The organism is Streptomyces sp. NPDC012466 (assembly GCF_042955215.1).
GTDB lineage: Bacteria > Actinomycetota > Actinomycetes > Streptomycetales > Streptomycetaceae > Streptomyces.
Window position 1 is genome coordinate 256,497 of record NZ_JBIBEQ010000007.1, and the last position, 13,767, is coordinate 270,263.

At 71.8% G+C, this 13,767-nt stretch carries 12 protein-coding genes; 6 read left to right on the top strand and 6 right to left on the bottom strand.

Annotated features, from left to right (window positions below; all coding sequences use genetic code 11):
• Nucleotides 1-192 precede the first annotated feature (192 nt).
• Both ACFY9E_RS26050 and ACFY9E_RS26055 read left to right on the top strand, forming a co-directional pair.
• Nucleotides 193-867 carry a sigma-70 family RNA polymerase sigma factor gene (locus ACFY9E_RS26050; RefSeq protein WP_390988387.1) on the top strand — a complete coding sequence of 225 codons (675 nt, stop codon included), beginning with the start codon at nucleotides 193-195 and terminating at the stop codon, nucleotides 865-867.
• Nucleotides 867-1,889, top strand: coding sequence for a hypothetical protein (locus ACFY9E_RS26055; RefSeq protein ID WP_390987945.1), 1,023 nt, complete (start codon nucleotides 867-869; stop codon nucleotides 1,887-1,889). Before ACFY9E_RS26050 ends, ACFY9E_RS26055 begins: the two co-directional genes overlap by 1 nt.
• 224 nt (nucleotides 1,890-2,113) lie before the next feature.
• Here ACFY9E_RS26055 and ACFY9E_RS26060 read toward each other — a convergent pair whose 3' ends face one another.
• Nucleotides 2,114-2,962 carry a L,D-transpeptidase family protein gene (locus ACFY9E_RS26060; RefSeq protein ID WP_390987947.1) on the bottom strand — a complete coding sequence of 283 codons (849 nt, stop codon included), beginning with the start codon at nucleotides 2,960-2,962 and terminating at the stop codon, nucleotides 2,114-2,116.
• A 141-nt stretch (nucleotides 2,963-3,103) separates the two neighbouring features.
• On the opposite strand from ACFY9E_RS26060, the gene ACFY9E_RS26065 reads away from it, so the two are divergent.
• Both ACFY9E_RS26065 and leuE read left to right on the top strand, forming a co-directional pair.
• On the top strand, nucleotides 3,104-4,684 hold the full coding sequence (locus tag ACFY9E_RS26065) for a methylmalonyl-CoA mutase family protein (RefSeq protein ID WP_390987949.1): 1,581 nt from the start codon (nucleotides 3,104-3,106) through the stop codon (nucleotides 4,682-4,684).
• A 62-nt stretch (nucleotides 4,685-4,746) separates the two neighbouring features.
• On the top strand, nucleotides 4,747-5,394 hold the full coding sequence (gene leuE, locus ACFY9E_RS26070; protein ID WP_390987951.1) for a leucine efflux protein LeuE: 648 nt from the start codon (nucleotides 4,747-4,749) through the stop codon (nucleotides 5,392-5,394).
• Between the two features lie 10 nt (nucleotides 5,395-5,404).
• On the opposite strand, the gene ACFY9E_RS26075 is transcribed toward leuE, so the two are convergent.
• Entirely contained in the window at nucleotides 5,405-6,808 is a 1,404-nt protein-coding gene (locus ACFY9E_RS26075) for an FAD-dependent monooxygenase (RefSeq protein ID WP_390987952.1), read from the bottom strand.
• 73 nt (nucleotides 6,809-6,881) lie between these two features.
• Between ACFY9E_RS26075 and ACFY9E_RS26080 the strand changes: the two genes are divergently transcribed.
• Nucleotides 6,882-7,532: a TetR/AcrR family transcriptional regulator C-terminal domain-containing protein gene (locus ACFY9E_RS26080; RefSeq protein WP_390987954.1), complete on the top strand. Its 651-nt coding sequence runs from the start codon at nucleotides 6,882-6,884 to the stop codon at nucleotides 7,530-7,532.
• A gap of 14 nt (nucleotides 7,533-7,546) precedes the next feature.
• On the opposite strand, the gene ACFY9E_RS26085 is transcribed toward ACFY9E_RS26080, so the two are convergent.
• The 4 genes from ACFY9E_RS26085 to ACFY9E_RS26100 form a co-directional block, all read right to left on the bottom strand.
• Nucleotides 7,547-8,467, bottom strand: coding sequence for a class I SAM-dependent methyltransferase (locus ACFY9E_RS26085; RefSeq protein ID WP_390987956.1), 921 nt, complete (start codon nucleotides 8,465-8,467; stop codon nucleotides 7,547-7,549).
• Between the two features lie 63 nt (nucleotides 8,468-8,530).
• Complete coding sequence (locus ACFY9E_RS26090; protein WP_390987958.1) at nucleotides 8,531-9,685, bottom strand: acyltransferase family protein; 1,155 nt, start codon at nucleotides 9,683-9,685, stop codon at nucleotides 8,531-8,533.
• Nucleotides 9,686-9,862: 177 nt separating this feature from the next.
• Nucleotides 9,863-11,194: a polysialyltransferase family glycosyltransferase gene (locus tag ACFY9E_RS26095; RefSeq protein ID WP_390987959.1), complete on the bottom strand. Its 1,332-nt coding sequence runs from the start codon at nucleotides 11,192-11,194 to the stop codon at nucleotides 9,863-9,865.
• Complete coding sequence (locus tag ACFY9E_RS26100) at nucleotides 11,194-12,180, bottom strand: glycosyltransferase (protein ID WP_390987961.1); 987 nt, start codon at nucleotides 12,178-12,180, stop codon at nucleotides 11,194-11,196. Before ACFY9E_RS26100 ends, ACFY9E_RS26095 begins: the two co-directional genes overlap by 1 nt.
• A 198-nt stretch (nucleotides 12,181-12,378) precedes the next feature.
• Between ACFY9E_RS26100 and ACFY9E_RS26105 the strand changes: the two genes are divergently transcribed.
• The gene (locus ACFY9E_RS26105; RefSeq protein WP_390987963.1) at nucleotides 12,379-13,752 is read left to right on the top strand and encodes a DUF6716 putative glycosyltransferase; all 1,374 of its coding nucleotides are present in this window, start codon (nucleotides 12,379-12,381) and stop codon (nucleotides 13,750-13,752) included.
• The last annotated feature ends 15 nt before the right edge of the window (nucleotides 13,753-13,767 follow it).

Consider the following 13,767-nt stretch of genomic DNA (forward strand, 5'->3'; position numbering starts at 1 on the left):
TTAGTTGCATCCCGGGCGGACATGGACGGGGAGTGGTTTCAGGTCGTAACGTGCCATTCGCGCCAACGGCGAAGGCGGCAAGACCACCGCAACCACCTGCGGCCTTGTAACCGCAACCACCAATTGAGCAACCACGACGGCGAGAACCCGGTCCGCGAAAGCGGCGCCGGTTTAGGCGCAGAAGGGCGCGCGGTGCTGGGGGACGACGCGGAGCTGACCGCCGCGGTGCGCGCGGCACAGGACGGAGACGAGAACGCGTTCCGGACTGTGTACCGCACCGTGCATCCGCGGCTGCTCGGGTACGTACGCACGCTGGTCGGCGACCCCGACGCCGAGGACGTGACGTCCGAGGCGTGGCTTCAGATAGCCCGCGATCTGGAGCGGTTCACCGGCGACGCGGACCGGTTCCGCGGCTGGGCCGCCCGGATCGCCCGCAACCGCGCGCTGGACCACATACGCATGCGCGGGCGCCGGCCCGCGATCGGCGGAGACGAGACCGAACTGACCGGCCGGGCCGCCGAGTCCGACACCGCCGGCGAGGCCATCGAGGCGCTCGCCACCGACGGCACGTTCTCCCTGATCTCCCGACTGCCCCAGGACCAGGCCGAGGCGGTCGTGCTGCGCGTGGTGGTGGGGCTCGACGCGAAGACCGCCGCCGAGACGCTCGGCAAGCGCCCGGGCGCGGTCCGCACGGCGGCGCACCGGGGTCTGAAGCGGCTCGCCGAACTGCTCGGCGACGATCCGCAGGCCGATCCGGAATCGGCCGGGGTGCTCGACGCCCTGCCGCCCCAGAGAGAACCGCGCGGCGGTGCCGTGACGTCCGCAGGTGTGACGCGTAGCGTTACGCGGACGCAGAAGGATGTGTGATGGCCGACGAGCAGTACAGGTGGCTGGACCGCGAAACAGCGGAGCGTTTGCTGAGCGGAGAGCCACTCGAAGCTGTTGACGGCGACGGCGGCGACCAGGCCGAACACCTCGCCAGAACCCTTGGCGCACTGTCCGCCACACCCCCGCTGACCAGCGATGAACTCCCCGGTGAGGCCGCGGCGGTGGCCGCTTTCCGCAAGGCCCGCGCGGAACGCGCCGACGCGGTCGCGGCCCGTGCGGCCACCGGCGGTCAGGACGCGCCCGGGGTCACCGACGCCGGCTTGGTCCGGATCGGGAGCCCCGGCGACGGCGGCACCGGCACCGCCCGGCGGCCTCGCCGGGCCCGTCCCGCGCGTCTCGCCCTGGCCGCCGTGCTGGCCGTGGGCATGGTCGGCGGGGTCGCCGTCGCGGCCGGAACCGGAGTCCTGGGGACACCGTTCGGCGGCGACGAACCCGACCCCGGCGCCTCCGTCTCGGCCGACGTCACTCCTCCCGAACGCCCGCTGGTGTCGCCCTCGCCGAACGACGACGCGCAGCGCGGAACCACCCCCGGGGACGTCCCGGACGGGAGCTCGACGGGCGGGGCGGACGCCCAGGGGCGCGAGGAGCCGGACGGCGAAGCGGACCGGAAGCCCGACTCCGGCGGCGGGGCGGACCGCCCCGGCGACGACCACGGCGCGATCGCCTCCGCCTGCCGCGACCTCCGCGACGGCAAGCGGCTGGACGCCGACCGCAGGCGCGCCCTGCGGGACGCGGCGGGCGGTGCGCGGGTGTGGAAGTACTGCGAGGGTGTCCTATCCTCGGCCGACTCCCGCTCGGGGCAGCGGAGGAACGACGAGCGCACGGACCAGGGCCGGCACCACGGCAACGGCAACGGCACCGGCAAGGGCGCGGGCCGGAGCGGCCACCACGACCGCGGCCAGGACCGCGAGCAGGACGAGGCCGACCGGAAGGCCGGCCAGCAGGCAGGCGAGCAGGGCGGGAAGAAGGGCGACAAGGCCGACGCGGACCGCGGCCGGTGACGGAGCTCCCGACACCGCTGTGACCTGCGGTTTCGCACGCTGCGAAAAACTCCTCGCCGAGGGTGTGACGTTTTCGGCGGCCCCGGCGCAGTAATGAGTGAGCCGACTGGTCATCGGCCGTCGCACAGAGCCGGGGTTCCCCCCGTACCTACGGCTCGTGCACCTGAGCGCGGGCGGGACACGTTCCCCCGGTCCCGCCCGCGCCCCTACCCTCTCTCCCGCCGTCACCAGGACACGACGACTCTGTCGCCGTTGCGGACCTGCGCGAACAGCTCGGCGATCGCCGCCTCGTCCCGTACGTTGACGCAGCCGTGCGAGGCGCCCGCGTAACCCCGGGCGGCGAAGTCCGCCGAGAAGTGCACGGCCTGGCCGCCGCTGAAGAACATCGCGTAGGGCATGGGCGAGTCGTAGAGCGTCGAGACGTGGTCGCGGGACTTCCAGTAGACGGAGAAGACGCCCTCCCGGGTCGGCGTGTACTGCGAGCCGAAGCGGACCGCCATCGTCGACACCGTCCGCCCGTCGACCATCCAGCGCAGCGTCCGGCTGGTCTTGTCGATGCACAGCACCCGGCCCGTTCGGCAGCGCGCGTCCGGCGGATCGGCCGGCTGGCCGCCCATCAGATACAGATCCCAGCGGCCCGGCTCCCGCGTCATGCGCAGCAGCCGCTGCCAGGTGACGGCGTCCGCCTTCCCGGTGCGCGGCAGCCCCCGCTTGCCCTGGAAGCCGCTGACCGCCCGCTCCGTCGGCTCGTCGTACGTTCCGGTCGGCCCCTCGAACAGCCAGGCGACCTGCCGCAGCCTGGCCTGGAGCTCCCGGACGTCCCGGCCGGTGTCACCGCGGGACCACAGCACGCGGGGCGGGGCGGGAGCGGCACGGGGCTTGTCGTCGCCCGACGGCGGCACGGAACGCGGCGTGGCGCCGCCACCGGCGGGCGTACGGCCCTGCGACGGGGTGCTGCCGGGCAGCTCGATGTGCACCGGCGAGCGGCCCTTCCCCTCACCGTCGGGGGCCTGCACCGTGCAGCCGGTCAGCGCGGCCACCACGGCGAGTCCCGCTGCGAACGCTCTCCCCATGCCCGTAGTACGCACACGGCCCCCCGCTCGTCTCACCGGTATGCCCGGACGTCACCTGAGATGCTTCCCCGGGCGTGACCCGCCGCGAACCAGGGGGCATGGTGGTGAGCGAGGTCACTGCTCTGCGGGAGGCAATCCACCATGGCGCGTGAGTCGGAGTCCGGACTGCCCATCGAGCCGGTCTACGGGCCGGGGGTCCTCGAGGGCTGGGATCCGGTGGAGAGGCTGGGGGAGCCGGGGGCGTACCCGTACACGCGGGGTGTGTATCCGTCGATGTACACGGGCCGTGCGTGGACGATGCGCCAGTATGCGGGGTTCGGTACGGCGGCGGAGTCCAATGCCCGTTACCGGCAGCTGATCGCGCACGGGACGACGGGTCTGTCGGTGGCGTTCGACCTGCCGACGCAGATGGGTCATGACTCCGATGCGGTGATCGCGCACGGTGAGGTCGGCAAGGTGGGGGTGGCGGTCGACTCGGTCGAGGACATGCGGGTGCTGTTCGGCGGGATTCCGCTGGACCAGGTGTCGACGTCGATGACGATCAACGCCCCGGCGGCGCTGCTGCTGCTGATGTACCAGCTGGTCGGCGAGGAGCAGGGCGTCAGTGCGGATCGGCTGACCGGGACGATCCAGAACGATGTGCTGAAGGAGTACATCGCGCGGGGGACGTACATCTTCCCGCCCAAGCCGTCGCTGCGGTTGACCGCGGACATCTTCGAGTACTGCCGGGCCGAGATCCCGAGGTGGAACACCATCTCGATCTCCGGCTACCACATGGCCGAGGCGGGGGCTTCGCCCGCGCAGGAGATCGCTTTCACCCTCGCCGACGGCATCGAGTACGTGCGCACGGCGGTCGCGGCCGGTATGGACGTCGACGACTTCGCGCCGCGGTTGTCGTTCTTCTTCGTGGCCCGCACCACGATCCTGGAGGAGGTCGCCAAGTTCCGTGCCGCGCGCCGTATCTGGGCACGGGTGATGCGCGAGGAGTTCGGCGCGACGAACCCGAAATCGCTGATGCTGCGTTTCCACACGCAGACGGCCGGGGTGCAGCTGACGGCCCAGCAGCCGGAGGTGAACCTGGTCCGGGTGGCGGTGCAGGGCCTGGCGGCGGTGCTGGGCGGTACGCAGTCGCTGCACACCAACTCCTTCGACGAGGCCATCGCCCTGCCCACCGACAAGTCCGCGCGCCTGGCGTTGCGCACCCAGCAGGTCCTCGCCCACGAAACCGACGTCACCGCCACCGTCGACCCGTTCGCCGGGTCCTACGCCGTCGAGAAGATGACCGACGACGTCGAGGCCGCCGCCGTGGAGCTGATGAGCAAGGTCGAGGAACTGGGCGGCGCCGTCGAGGCCATCGAGCGGGGCTTCCAGAAGAACGAGATCGAACGCAACGCCTACCGCATCGCCCAGCAGACCGACTCCGGCGAACGGGTCGTGGTCGGCGTCAACCGCTTCCGCCTCGACGAGGAGGAACCCTACGAACCCCTGCGCGTGGACCCCGCCATCGAAGCCCGCCAGGCCCAACGCCTGGCCACACTGCGCGCGGAACGCGACCAGCCGGCCGTCGACACCGCACTGGCCGCGATGAAGAAGGCCGCCGAAGGCGACGACAACGTCCTCTACCCGATGAAGGAGGCCCTGCGCGCCCGGGCCACCGTCGGCGAGGTCTGCAACGCACTGCGCGAGGTGTGGGGGACGCACGTCCCGTCGGACGCCTTCTGACCGGCGGGGAGCGTCCCGCACGCCCTACCCGGCTGTCGGACCCGCGTGCGACACTCCTTCGCATGCTCGGTGTCGTCGATCTGCCCACTTATTTGGCGGGCCTCGTCCTGATCATTCTGCTGCCCGGCCCCAACTCGCTGTACGTGCTGTCCGTGGCCGCCCGGCGCGGCGTGCGCGCCGGGTACACCGCCTCCGCCGGCGTCTGGTGCGGTGACGCGGTGCTGATGACGCTGTCCGCGGCCGGGGTGGCCTCGCTGCTGCAGGCGAACGCCGTGCTGTTCGCCGTGGTGAAGTACGCGGGGGCCGGATATCTGACGTGGCTGGCCATCGGCATGCTGCGGGCCGCGTGGGGCATGTGGCGGACGCGTGCCGAGCGGACCGCCGACGGTGAGGCTCCCGCGCCCGCCGAGGAGCGGCCCTTCCGCCGTGCCTTCGTCGTCAGCCTGTTCAACCCCAAGGCGATCCTGTTCTTCGTCGCCTTCTTCGTGCAGTTCGTGGATCCGCAGTACGCCTACCCCGCCTTGTCGTTCGTCGTCCTCGGCACCCTGGCCCAGCTCGCCAGCGTGCTCTACCTGAGCGCGCTGATCTTCGGCGGCACCCGGCTGGCCGCCGCCTTCCGCCGCCGCAGGCGCCTGTCGGCGGGGGCGACCTCGGCGGCGGGCGCGCTGTTCCTGGGCTTCGCGGTGAAGCTGTCCTTGGCGAGTTCGTAGGGCGGGCGCGCTAGCGCCGGCCGAAGCGGGCCAGGTAGTCCGGGAGTCCGGCCGGCGTGTCCCCCGCCCAGCCGACGTAGCCGTCGGGGCGGACGAGGTACAGGCCGGGCCCGTACGTCCCGGGTGCCGGGCCCCGGACGAGGCGCGTTCGCCCGTCGGGCTCCGGGGCCTCGACGTCCCCCAGGGCCAGCAGGGTCCAGTGCGGGCCGCGGAAGGCGTCGAAGAGACGGATCCCGGCCACCCTCGCGTCGGGAGCGCGGTCGCCCGCCCGGAGCGGGCCCGGGTGGGTCCGGGTCTCGCGGGTGAGCGGCGAGTCCCGGTAGCCGAGGCCGAGCTGGCGGGTCGCCTCGCCGCGCCTTGTCTCGCCGCGGTGCACCCGGGTGGACAGCCCGAGCATGTCGGCGGCGACGGGCCGCCGCTCCTCGTCGTAGGAGCCGAGCAGGGCCGCGTCCGCGCCGTCGCGCAGCACCGCGCCCAGCTTCCAGCCCAGGTTGTAGGCGTCCTGGACGCTGGTGTTGAGGCCCTGGCCGCCCGCGGGGGAGTGCACATGGGCCGCGTCGCCGGCGAGGAAGACCCGCCCGGAACGGAAGCGGTCCGCGAGGGCCGCACGGGGGCGGAAGTCCGAGGCCCAGCGCAGCTCCGTCACGGACTCCGGCGCGAGGTGTGAGCGGGCCGCGACGACCTTGCGCACGCCCTCAAGGGAGAGGTCCGGTGCCGTCGCCTCCGGGAACCGCGCCACCAGCTGGAAGTCCTCCGTGCCGGGCAGCGGGCAGATCGCGAGGTAGTCGTCGCCCGCACCGCCGGGCGGGAAGATGTGCCAGTTGTCCCGGTCCAGGCCGCTGATCCGGACGTCCGCCACCAGCGTCGGGTACGGGTCGACGGCCTCGCCCGTCATACCGATGCCGAGGAGCCTGCGCACGGTCGAGCGGCCGCCGTCCGCCGCGACGGCGTACCGGGCGGTGACCACCTCGCCCGAGGCGAACCGCGCGCGCACCCCGCCCTCGTCCTGGTCCAGGCCGACGACCTCCCGGCCGAAGGCCACCTTTCCGCCCAGTTCCTCCAGACGCGCCCGCAGGATCTGCTGCGTACGCCACTGCGGCACCATCCACGGCTCGGTGTACGGCGCGTCCTCGCTCGGCTCGACCGCGTCGAACATCCGGTACTCGCCGGTCCGCCTGCCGTCCTGCCAGAGCATCCCCACCGGGTAGAGCCCGCCCGCCGTCCGGATCGCGTCGAGCACGCCCAGGTCGTCGAAGACCTCCATCGTGCGCGGCTGGAGCCCTTTCCCGCGCGAGCCGGGGAACAACGCCTCCGCCCGCTCGACGACCAGCGCGGCCACGCCCCGCCGGGCGAGGTCGATGCCGAGCGCCAGACCCGTCGGGCCCGCGCCCACCACCAGCACATCCGTTTCCATCGGCCACCTCTCCTTAACGCTGTTAAGTAACTTCGTCCACGAGCGTGGCCTTAACGGTGTTAAGTTGTCAAGCGTGAGTACGGAACGACGCGAGCCCCTGGACCGCCGCCGGGTCGCGGACACCGCGCTGCGGCTGCTGAACGAGACCGGCCTGGACGGCCTGACCCTGCGCGCCATCGCCCGCGAACTGGACGTGAAGGCGCCCGCCCTCTACTGGCACTTCAAGGACAAGCAGGCGCTGCTCGACGAGATGGCGACGGAGATGTACCGCCGGATGGTCGCCGGTACCGCTCTCGAGGCGGCCGACACCTGGCGGGACCGGTTGCTGAAGGCCAACCGGGGTCTGCGCGCGGCCCTGCTCGGCTACCGGGACGGCGCGAAGGTGTTCAGCGGCTCACGCTTCACCGGCATCGAGCACGCCGCGCCGATGGAGGACAACCTGCGTCTGCTCACGGCCGCCGGCTTCACCCTCGCCCAGGCGGCCCGCGCGCTCACCACGGCGTACCTGTACACGCTGGGCTTCGTCACCGAGGAGCAGGGCGTCCAGCCGCTGCCCGGCGAGCGCCGCGAGGGCTACGACATGGACGAACGCGCCCGCCTGATGGCCGACTTTCCCTTGTCGGCCCAGGCGGGCGCGGAGATCTTCGAGGACTACGACCGGCACTTCGAGGAGGGACTCGCCCTCGTGATCGAGGGGATCGGGGCGCGCTACGGGGTCTCATGACGCCGTCCGGCGGATCAGGCCCGCTTCTTCGCGCGAGCCCGCCGCACGGCCCGGGTCACCAGGGGCGGCAGCAGGTCCTTGGCGAGCCGGCGGGCCCGGGACGGGGCGGGACGGGCCGGGCGCGCCGCACGCGACTCGCTGACCTCGGGACGGGCCTGCACGGGCACGGGCTCCACGTAGTGCCGTGAGCGCGGGAAGGACGGTGGCTTCATGCTCCGGGAACGGGCCCGGACCAGCCGGTGCCCGGCCGCCTCCTGCACGCTCAGCCCGACGTCCGTGCGCTGGCGCAGCATCTCCAGCAGTTCCTCCTGGAGCGGCTCGGGATCGCCCCAGGTGGCGTACATCTTCTGCGTACTGAGGCAGATCGGGCGCAGACCGCGGTTGAGGACCGCCTCCCAGGCGGCGACCGAGACACCCGGGGTGTGCTCGGAACGGAAGTCGTCGAGGACGACGACGCCCTCGGGCAGCAGGAGGTCGTGGGCCGCGCCGATGTCGCCGTAGACGTGCTCGTACAGGTGCGAGGCGTCGATGTGGACGAAGCGGCAGGTGCCGGGGGCCACCTTCCCGGACACCAGGGAGCTGGGGCCGGTGATCACCGTCGGCAGGGTGTCGTGGAAGGAGAGGTAGTTCCGCTCGAACGCCTGCTGGGTCAGCGAGGCGTACGACTTGGCGGCCTCCGCCTGGTTGGCCCCGTCCGGGGCGTCGCCCTCGAAGAGGTCGCAGACGGTGAACCGTTCACCGTCCTGGAGGTGGTGGCCGAGGAGGATCGCGCTCTTGCCCATGTAGACGCCGAGTTCCAGCAGGTCACCCTTTATCCCGGCCGTCTTCTGCCGGTCCAGGAACCAGGTGAACAGCATCTGGTCCAGTGCCGGGAACCAGCCGGGGACGTCGGCGAGTTCGCCGGGGTGCGTGTCGGTCGCTTGTGCGTTGGTCATGAGACGAGCCTTCTCTCTGAGCGTTGCCCGAACCGACGACCGGTTGAACGTCCGGTGAACGGATCAGCGGGCCTTCGCCAGCGCCGCCCGCAGCCGGGGCGTCAGCGGCTTCTCCACATATTTGTTCAGCAACCACGCCAGCAGCAGCATTGACGCCACCGTCAGCGCGAAGGTCACCCCGGACGCCAGTCCCAGACCGCGGTGCAGGGCGTGGATCACCACCCAGCCGAGGTGCTCGTGGACCAGGTAGAAGGGGTACGTCAGCGCCCCCGCGACCGTCAGCCACCGCCAGTTCACCCGGTCGAGCAGGCCCAGCGCGATCGCGGCGACCGCCACGAAGCCGAACGTCACCACGGCGATGATCCCGAACGCGGAGCGGTAGGAGAAGGCCTCCGGGTCGGGGGCGTGCCAGAGTCCCTGCACCGCGTAGTGCTGGCCGATCAGCCAGCTGACGGCCACGATGCCCCACCCGTAGACGTCCCGCCGGTCGCGGTGCACGAGGTAGAGGCCGACGCCGCCGATGAAGAAGGGCGCGTACTCGGGCATCAGGACGATGTCGAGCAGCGGCATGTCCGCGTTCTCGGCGATCACCGCCGCCAGCGTCCAGCCCGCGCAGAACATGATCACCCGGCGGCGGTTCGCCCCGGGCAGCACCACGCACAGCGCGAACAGGGCGTAGAAGCGGACCTCGGCCCACAGGGTCCAGCACACGCCGAGCACCCGGTCCACGCCGAGCGGCATCTGCAGCATGGTCAGGTTGACTAGGGCGTCGCTGGGCGAGACCGCCTCGTAGGCCACCACCGGCAGCGCGAACACCGCCGTGACGACGAGCACCGCCACCCAGTAGGCGGGCAGCAGCCGGGAGGCGCGGGAGGCGAAGAACGACTTCAGGGGCCGGCCCCAGCCGCTCATGCAGATCACGAACCCGCTGATCACGAAGAAGGCCTGGACGCCGAGGCAGCCGTAGGCGAACAGGGAGTGCAGGGTCGGGAACTGGTCCCTGGGCGAGGTGCCCCAGGCCTGGGCGACCTCACCGCCGCGCCCGCCGTAGTGGTACAGCGCCACCATCAGCGCGGCCACCAGCCGCAGTCCGTCGAGGGCGCGCAGCCGCCCGCCGGAGTCCTTTCCGCGCCGTGGGACGGTCGTGGCGCCCGGCGGTTCGACCAGCACGGCGACGCCGGGCCGGGGCTTACGGGTGCTGACGACCGTCTCGGTCACGCTGAAAACCTCTGTGTGGCTCGTATGTCCTTTGCCTGAGCCGCCTGTGGGCGGGCGCCTGTCACCCTAGGACGAGAGTTGACGCAATCACGTTCGATGGCGACAGGCTTCGCCCGCCGGTCTCCATGGGTTCATCTGGATGTCGCCGGGGGAGGGCGGGCCGCCGGGCGGACCGGCTCAGCGGCGTACCGCCTTGCGCAGCGCCCGGGCCCGCCGGACCACCCGGCGTGCCGTGGAGTTGCGCGGCAGGAACGCCAGCCGCTGCGGAATGCCGCCGGGCAGCCCGAGCGCGGTGAGACGGCGCTTCTTGAAGTAGCGCCGGGTGCGCGGGCCGAGATGCCGGGCGAGGAACTGCTCGGCCTGCGGGCGCAGATCCGGGTAGATCTGCGGCTGCATGGTGAACCCGAGGGCCGTGAGGAGCGCGGACAGCCGCTCGGCCGGCAGGAGGTCACCCTCCTTGCCGCTCTCCAGGTCGGGCAGCAGCGCGTCCGCCAGGGTGGTCGGCACCCGGTTGCTGTTCTGGTACGGCGTCAGCCGCTCCAGCAGCAGTTCGGTGCCGATGCGGGCGACCGGCAGGTCGTAGAAGACGGACGCCGTGAACAACGCGGTCGAGAAGCAGCCGACGACCAGTGCGGGCCGGGCCCGGTCGAACAGCACCTCGGCGAGCACCGGCGTGTCCAGCACCGTGAGCTCCACACCGAGCTGCTCGGCCTCGGCCTCCAGGGCGCGGCTGTAACGGGCCGGTGCGGTCGGGTGCGGTTTGAAGACGACCGTGCGGTGGCCGCGGGCTACGGCGCCCCGCATCATCCGCACGTGCAGGTCCTCCTCCTCCTCGGGGGAGAGGATGTTCAGCGCGGACAGGTACTGCCCGAGCAGCAGCGCCGAATCGTCGGGCAGGGCGGGCAGTTCGGGCACGGTCTCGGTGACCTCGTCGAGCACCTTCAGGAAGGCGGGCGTCGGCACCAGGTGCGCCGGCACGCCGAACTCGGTCAGCAGCATCGGCGTGAGCCCCGGCACCAGATCGAGATGCAGCAGCCGCCGCACGCGCGTGCCCACCAGCGGGTCGAGCTTGTTGCGGGTGGGGCCGTAGCTCATCAGCCCGTCGGCGTAGACGTCGATGGGCGCGTCGGTGAACAACTGCGCCACCGTCAGGGCGGGCGCCACCTGGATGGACTCCAGCACCAGGCTCACCCGGTCGTCGCCGAGGCCCCACAACAGCCGCAGATAACGCTCGAAGAGGGGGATGTCGTCGGCGCGCGGCGCCCAGGCCCCGGGGTGGAAGGGGCGGATGGCCTCGTTCCAGGACAGCACCTCGTCGAAGTGCTCGCGCAGCGGCGCGAAGCCCGGCATCTCGTCGAGGGCCGGAGCCGTCTCCGGAGTGGCGGTGTTGTTGAACACCAGCAGCACCCGGCGGTCCGGCTCCTCGAAGAAGCCGGAGTCGATCGCGGCGGCCAGGGTGGCGACGCCGTACAGCGTCGAGGCGCAGAAGATCTGAGTGGTCCCGGGCATCAGGCGGCCGCTCCCGTCGTGGTCACCCGGCGCCGCAGCCGCCGCAGCTTGGACGAGCGGTCCATGTCCATGGCCTCCAGTGCGTCGGCGAGTGCGTCCTGCGGCATGCGCCTGATGGCCGCCGCGCTCATCGACCGCAGCTGTCTGGCCACGGCCGGTTCGAACCGGTCCTCGTTGGAGAGGTGGTGGGCGATGATCGCGCAGTAGGTCCGCACCGCCTTGGGCAGCAGCCGGTCGGCGTCGCGGTCCGCGGCCGTCTCCTCGATCACCTGGTCGAAGGCGCGGATGAAGTCGAGCTGGCGGACATCGCCGATCTGCGTCAGGGACGAGGCGACCCCGCGCCGGTAGAACACGCCCAGCAGGCTCACCACGGCGAACGACTCCGCCTCACGGTGCAGTTTCCAGATCCACGGCCGGTCCTCGGCCGTGCGCAGCCCGTCGGTGAAGTGGAGCACGCCCTGGTCGACGAGGCGCCGGTGGTAGGCGCCGGCCCAGGCGTAGGCGTAGTCGACGGAGGTGGAGCGGTGGGCGGGGAGGATCGCCTCCCGCGGGTCGAACGCCTCCCAGCGGCGGCCGACCGGGACCCGGTGCACGGAACGGGCGCGCGCGGTGGCCTGCACATGGTCGGTGCGCACGAAGTCGCACCCCAGGTCGTCCATCGCGGCCACCAGTTCGGTGAGGTAGCCGGGGGCCAGCCAGTCGTCACCGTCCAGGAACGTCAGGTACTCGCCCTGCGCGGCGTCCAGGCCGGTGTTGCGCGCGGTGGCGAGCCCGCCGTTCCGCTCGTGGCGGATGTACCGCACCCGGGCGACATCCGAAAGCTCCTCTGCCGCTCGTTCGAGAATGGCCGGAGTTCCGTCCTTCGAATGGTCGTCGACCAGGATGAACTCGAAATCGCGGTCGGCGTTCAACCGCAGGCTTCTGAGGGTGTCCGGGGCATATTGCTGCACGTTGTAGAACGGCACGATCACGGAAAGCTTAGGCACCCGCAAAACGTTAGGAGGCGGCCCGGCAGCGGAACTTTCCGATGAAGGTACACCGGGTGAACTCCATGTGTCAGAACGGTGCACCCCGTGTACTTTCCGCCTTCCAGCAGGCCAGTTCGGCTCTCGGTGGGCTGTTGTTAACTTTTCGTTGAGTCGTGGTTCCGCCATACCTAGGATTCGCTTCCTAGCGTCTTCGGCGTGCCAGTAAGTACACCGAAGCGCCCGCGAATCGCGGTCCTCGCGGACAGCGACACCCGATGGAAATGGGGTGCGCTGACCGCCGACCGCATCGCCCCGCGACCGTCCATGGAAGCCGCACCGCGCGAAAGCGCGCAAGCCGGCCCCCTCCTCGACGGATTCCTCCTGCGCGGCCGGGCCACGCCCACCCCGCGCCAGCTGGAGGAAGTGGGCGTACGCGCCGACTCGCTGCGGGAGGTCACCGCCGTCGAGTTCCTGCGCGCCATGGCCGAAGGGTCCTACGACGTCCTGGTCCTCTCCCTGGTCGGCGGCGGTGTGCAGGCGATGCTCCACGGCCTGGCGCGCGTGTGGGAGAACCGCACCGAGCGGCCTGTCGTCGTCACCGGCTACGTCGGCGTCGTCTACGAGAAGCTCGCCGACGGCCTGCTGCTGCGGCACGGCGCGGACCTGGTCCTCGCCAACTCCCGCCAGGACGCGGAGCGTTTCCGCGCCGTCTACGAAGGAGTCGGCGCCGACGCCTCCGCGGTGACCGAGGTGGCCCTGCCGTTCCTCGGCGGTGCCCCCTACACCGGCGAGCACGACCCGTACACGGTCGTCTTCGCCGCCCAGCCCTCCGTCCCGGACAGCCGCAAGGACCGCACGTACCTGCTGGACCGGCTGGTGCGGCACGCCCGCAGGCACCCCGAGCGCGAGGTGCTGCTGAAGCTGCGCTCCAAGCCGGGCGAACACACCACCCACATCGAGGAGCTGCCGTACCAGAAGCTGGTGCAGCGCCTCGATCCGCCCGCCAACTTCCGTCTGGTGTACGGGAACATGGGCGAGGTCCTGGACCGCACCGACCTGCTGGTGACGGTCAGCTCCACGGCCGCCCTGGAGTCGCTGCACCGCCGCATCCCGACCGTCGTGCTGACCGACCTCGGCATCCGCGAGTCCCTCGGCAACCACCACTTCGTGGGCTCCGGCTGCCTCGCCTCCTGGGACCAGCTCGACGCCGGGCACCGGCCCGCGCCCGACGAGGAGTGGGTCTCCCGGCAGGGCGTCGTCGCGGGGGGCACCTCCCGGACGGAGTCCGGGGGAGGCTCCTACGACTCCGCCTTCGACACGGCACGCGAACGCATCACCGAGCTGCTCGACCGGCCCGGCGGCATGCCCCCGCTGACCCCGTACTACACCCCCGCCACCGCGCCCGGCTATCTGCCCGGGATCCTCGCCCGCCACCACCTCGGCCCGGACGGCACCCCGCTGCCCGGGGCGGCCGCCGCCGACAAGGAGCCCGGACCGGTCCGGCAGATCGTGCGCCGGGCGGCGCGCGGCGCCTACCGGCACGGCGTGCAGCGCGTGGCGCCCGTCATCCGGCGGATGGGCGAACTGTGAGCCCCCCCGAGACCC

Bases quoted from the DNA above. Each gene is read 5' to 3' on its own strand.
- ACFY9E_RS26065 (WP_390987949.1), top strand. From the start codon at position 3,104: ATGGCGCGTGAGTCGGAGTCCGGACTGCCCATCGAGCCGGTCTACGGG.
- leuE (WP_390987951.1), top strand. From the start codon at position 4,747: ATGCTCGGTGTCGTCGATCTGCCCACTTATTTGGCGGGCCTCGTCCTG.
- ACFY9E_RS26085 (WP_390987956.1), bottom strand. From the start codon at position 8,467: ATGACCAACGCACAAGCGACCGACACGCACCCCGGCGAACTCGCCGAC.
- ACFY9E_RS26095 (WP_390987959.1), bottom strand. From the start codon at position 11,194: ATGCCCGGGACCACTCAGATCTTCTGCGCCTCGACGCTGTACGGCGTC.
- ACFY9E_RS26075 (WP_390987952.1), bottom strand. From the start codon at position 6,808: ATGGAAACGGATGTGCTGGTGGTGGGCGCGGGCCCGACGGGTCTGGCG.
- ACFY9E_RS26055 (WP_390987945.1), top strand. From the start codon at position 867: ATGGCCGACGAGCAGTACAGGTGGCTGGACCGCGAAACAGCGGAGCGT.
- ACFY9E_RS26060 (WP_390987947.1), bottom strand. From the start codon at position 2,962: ATGGGGAGAGCGTTCGCAGCGGGACTCGCCGTGGTGGCCGCGCTGACC.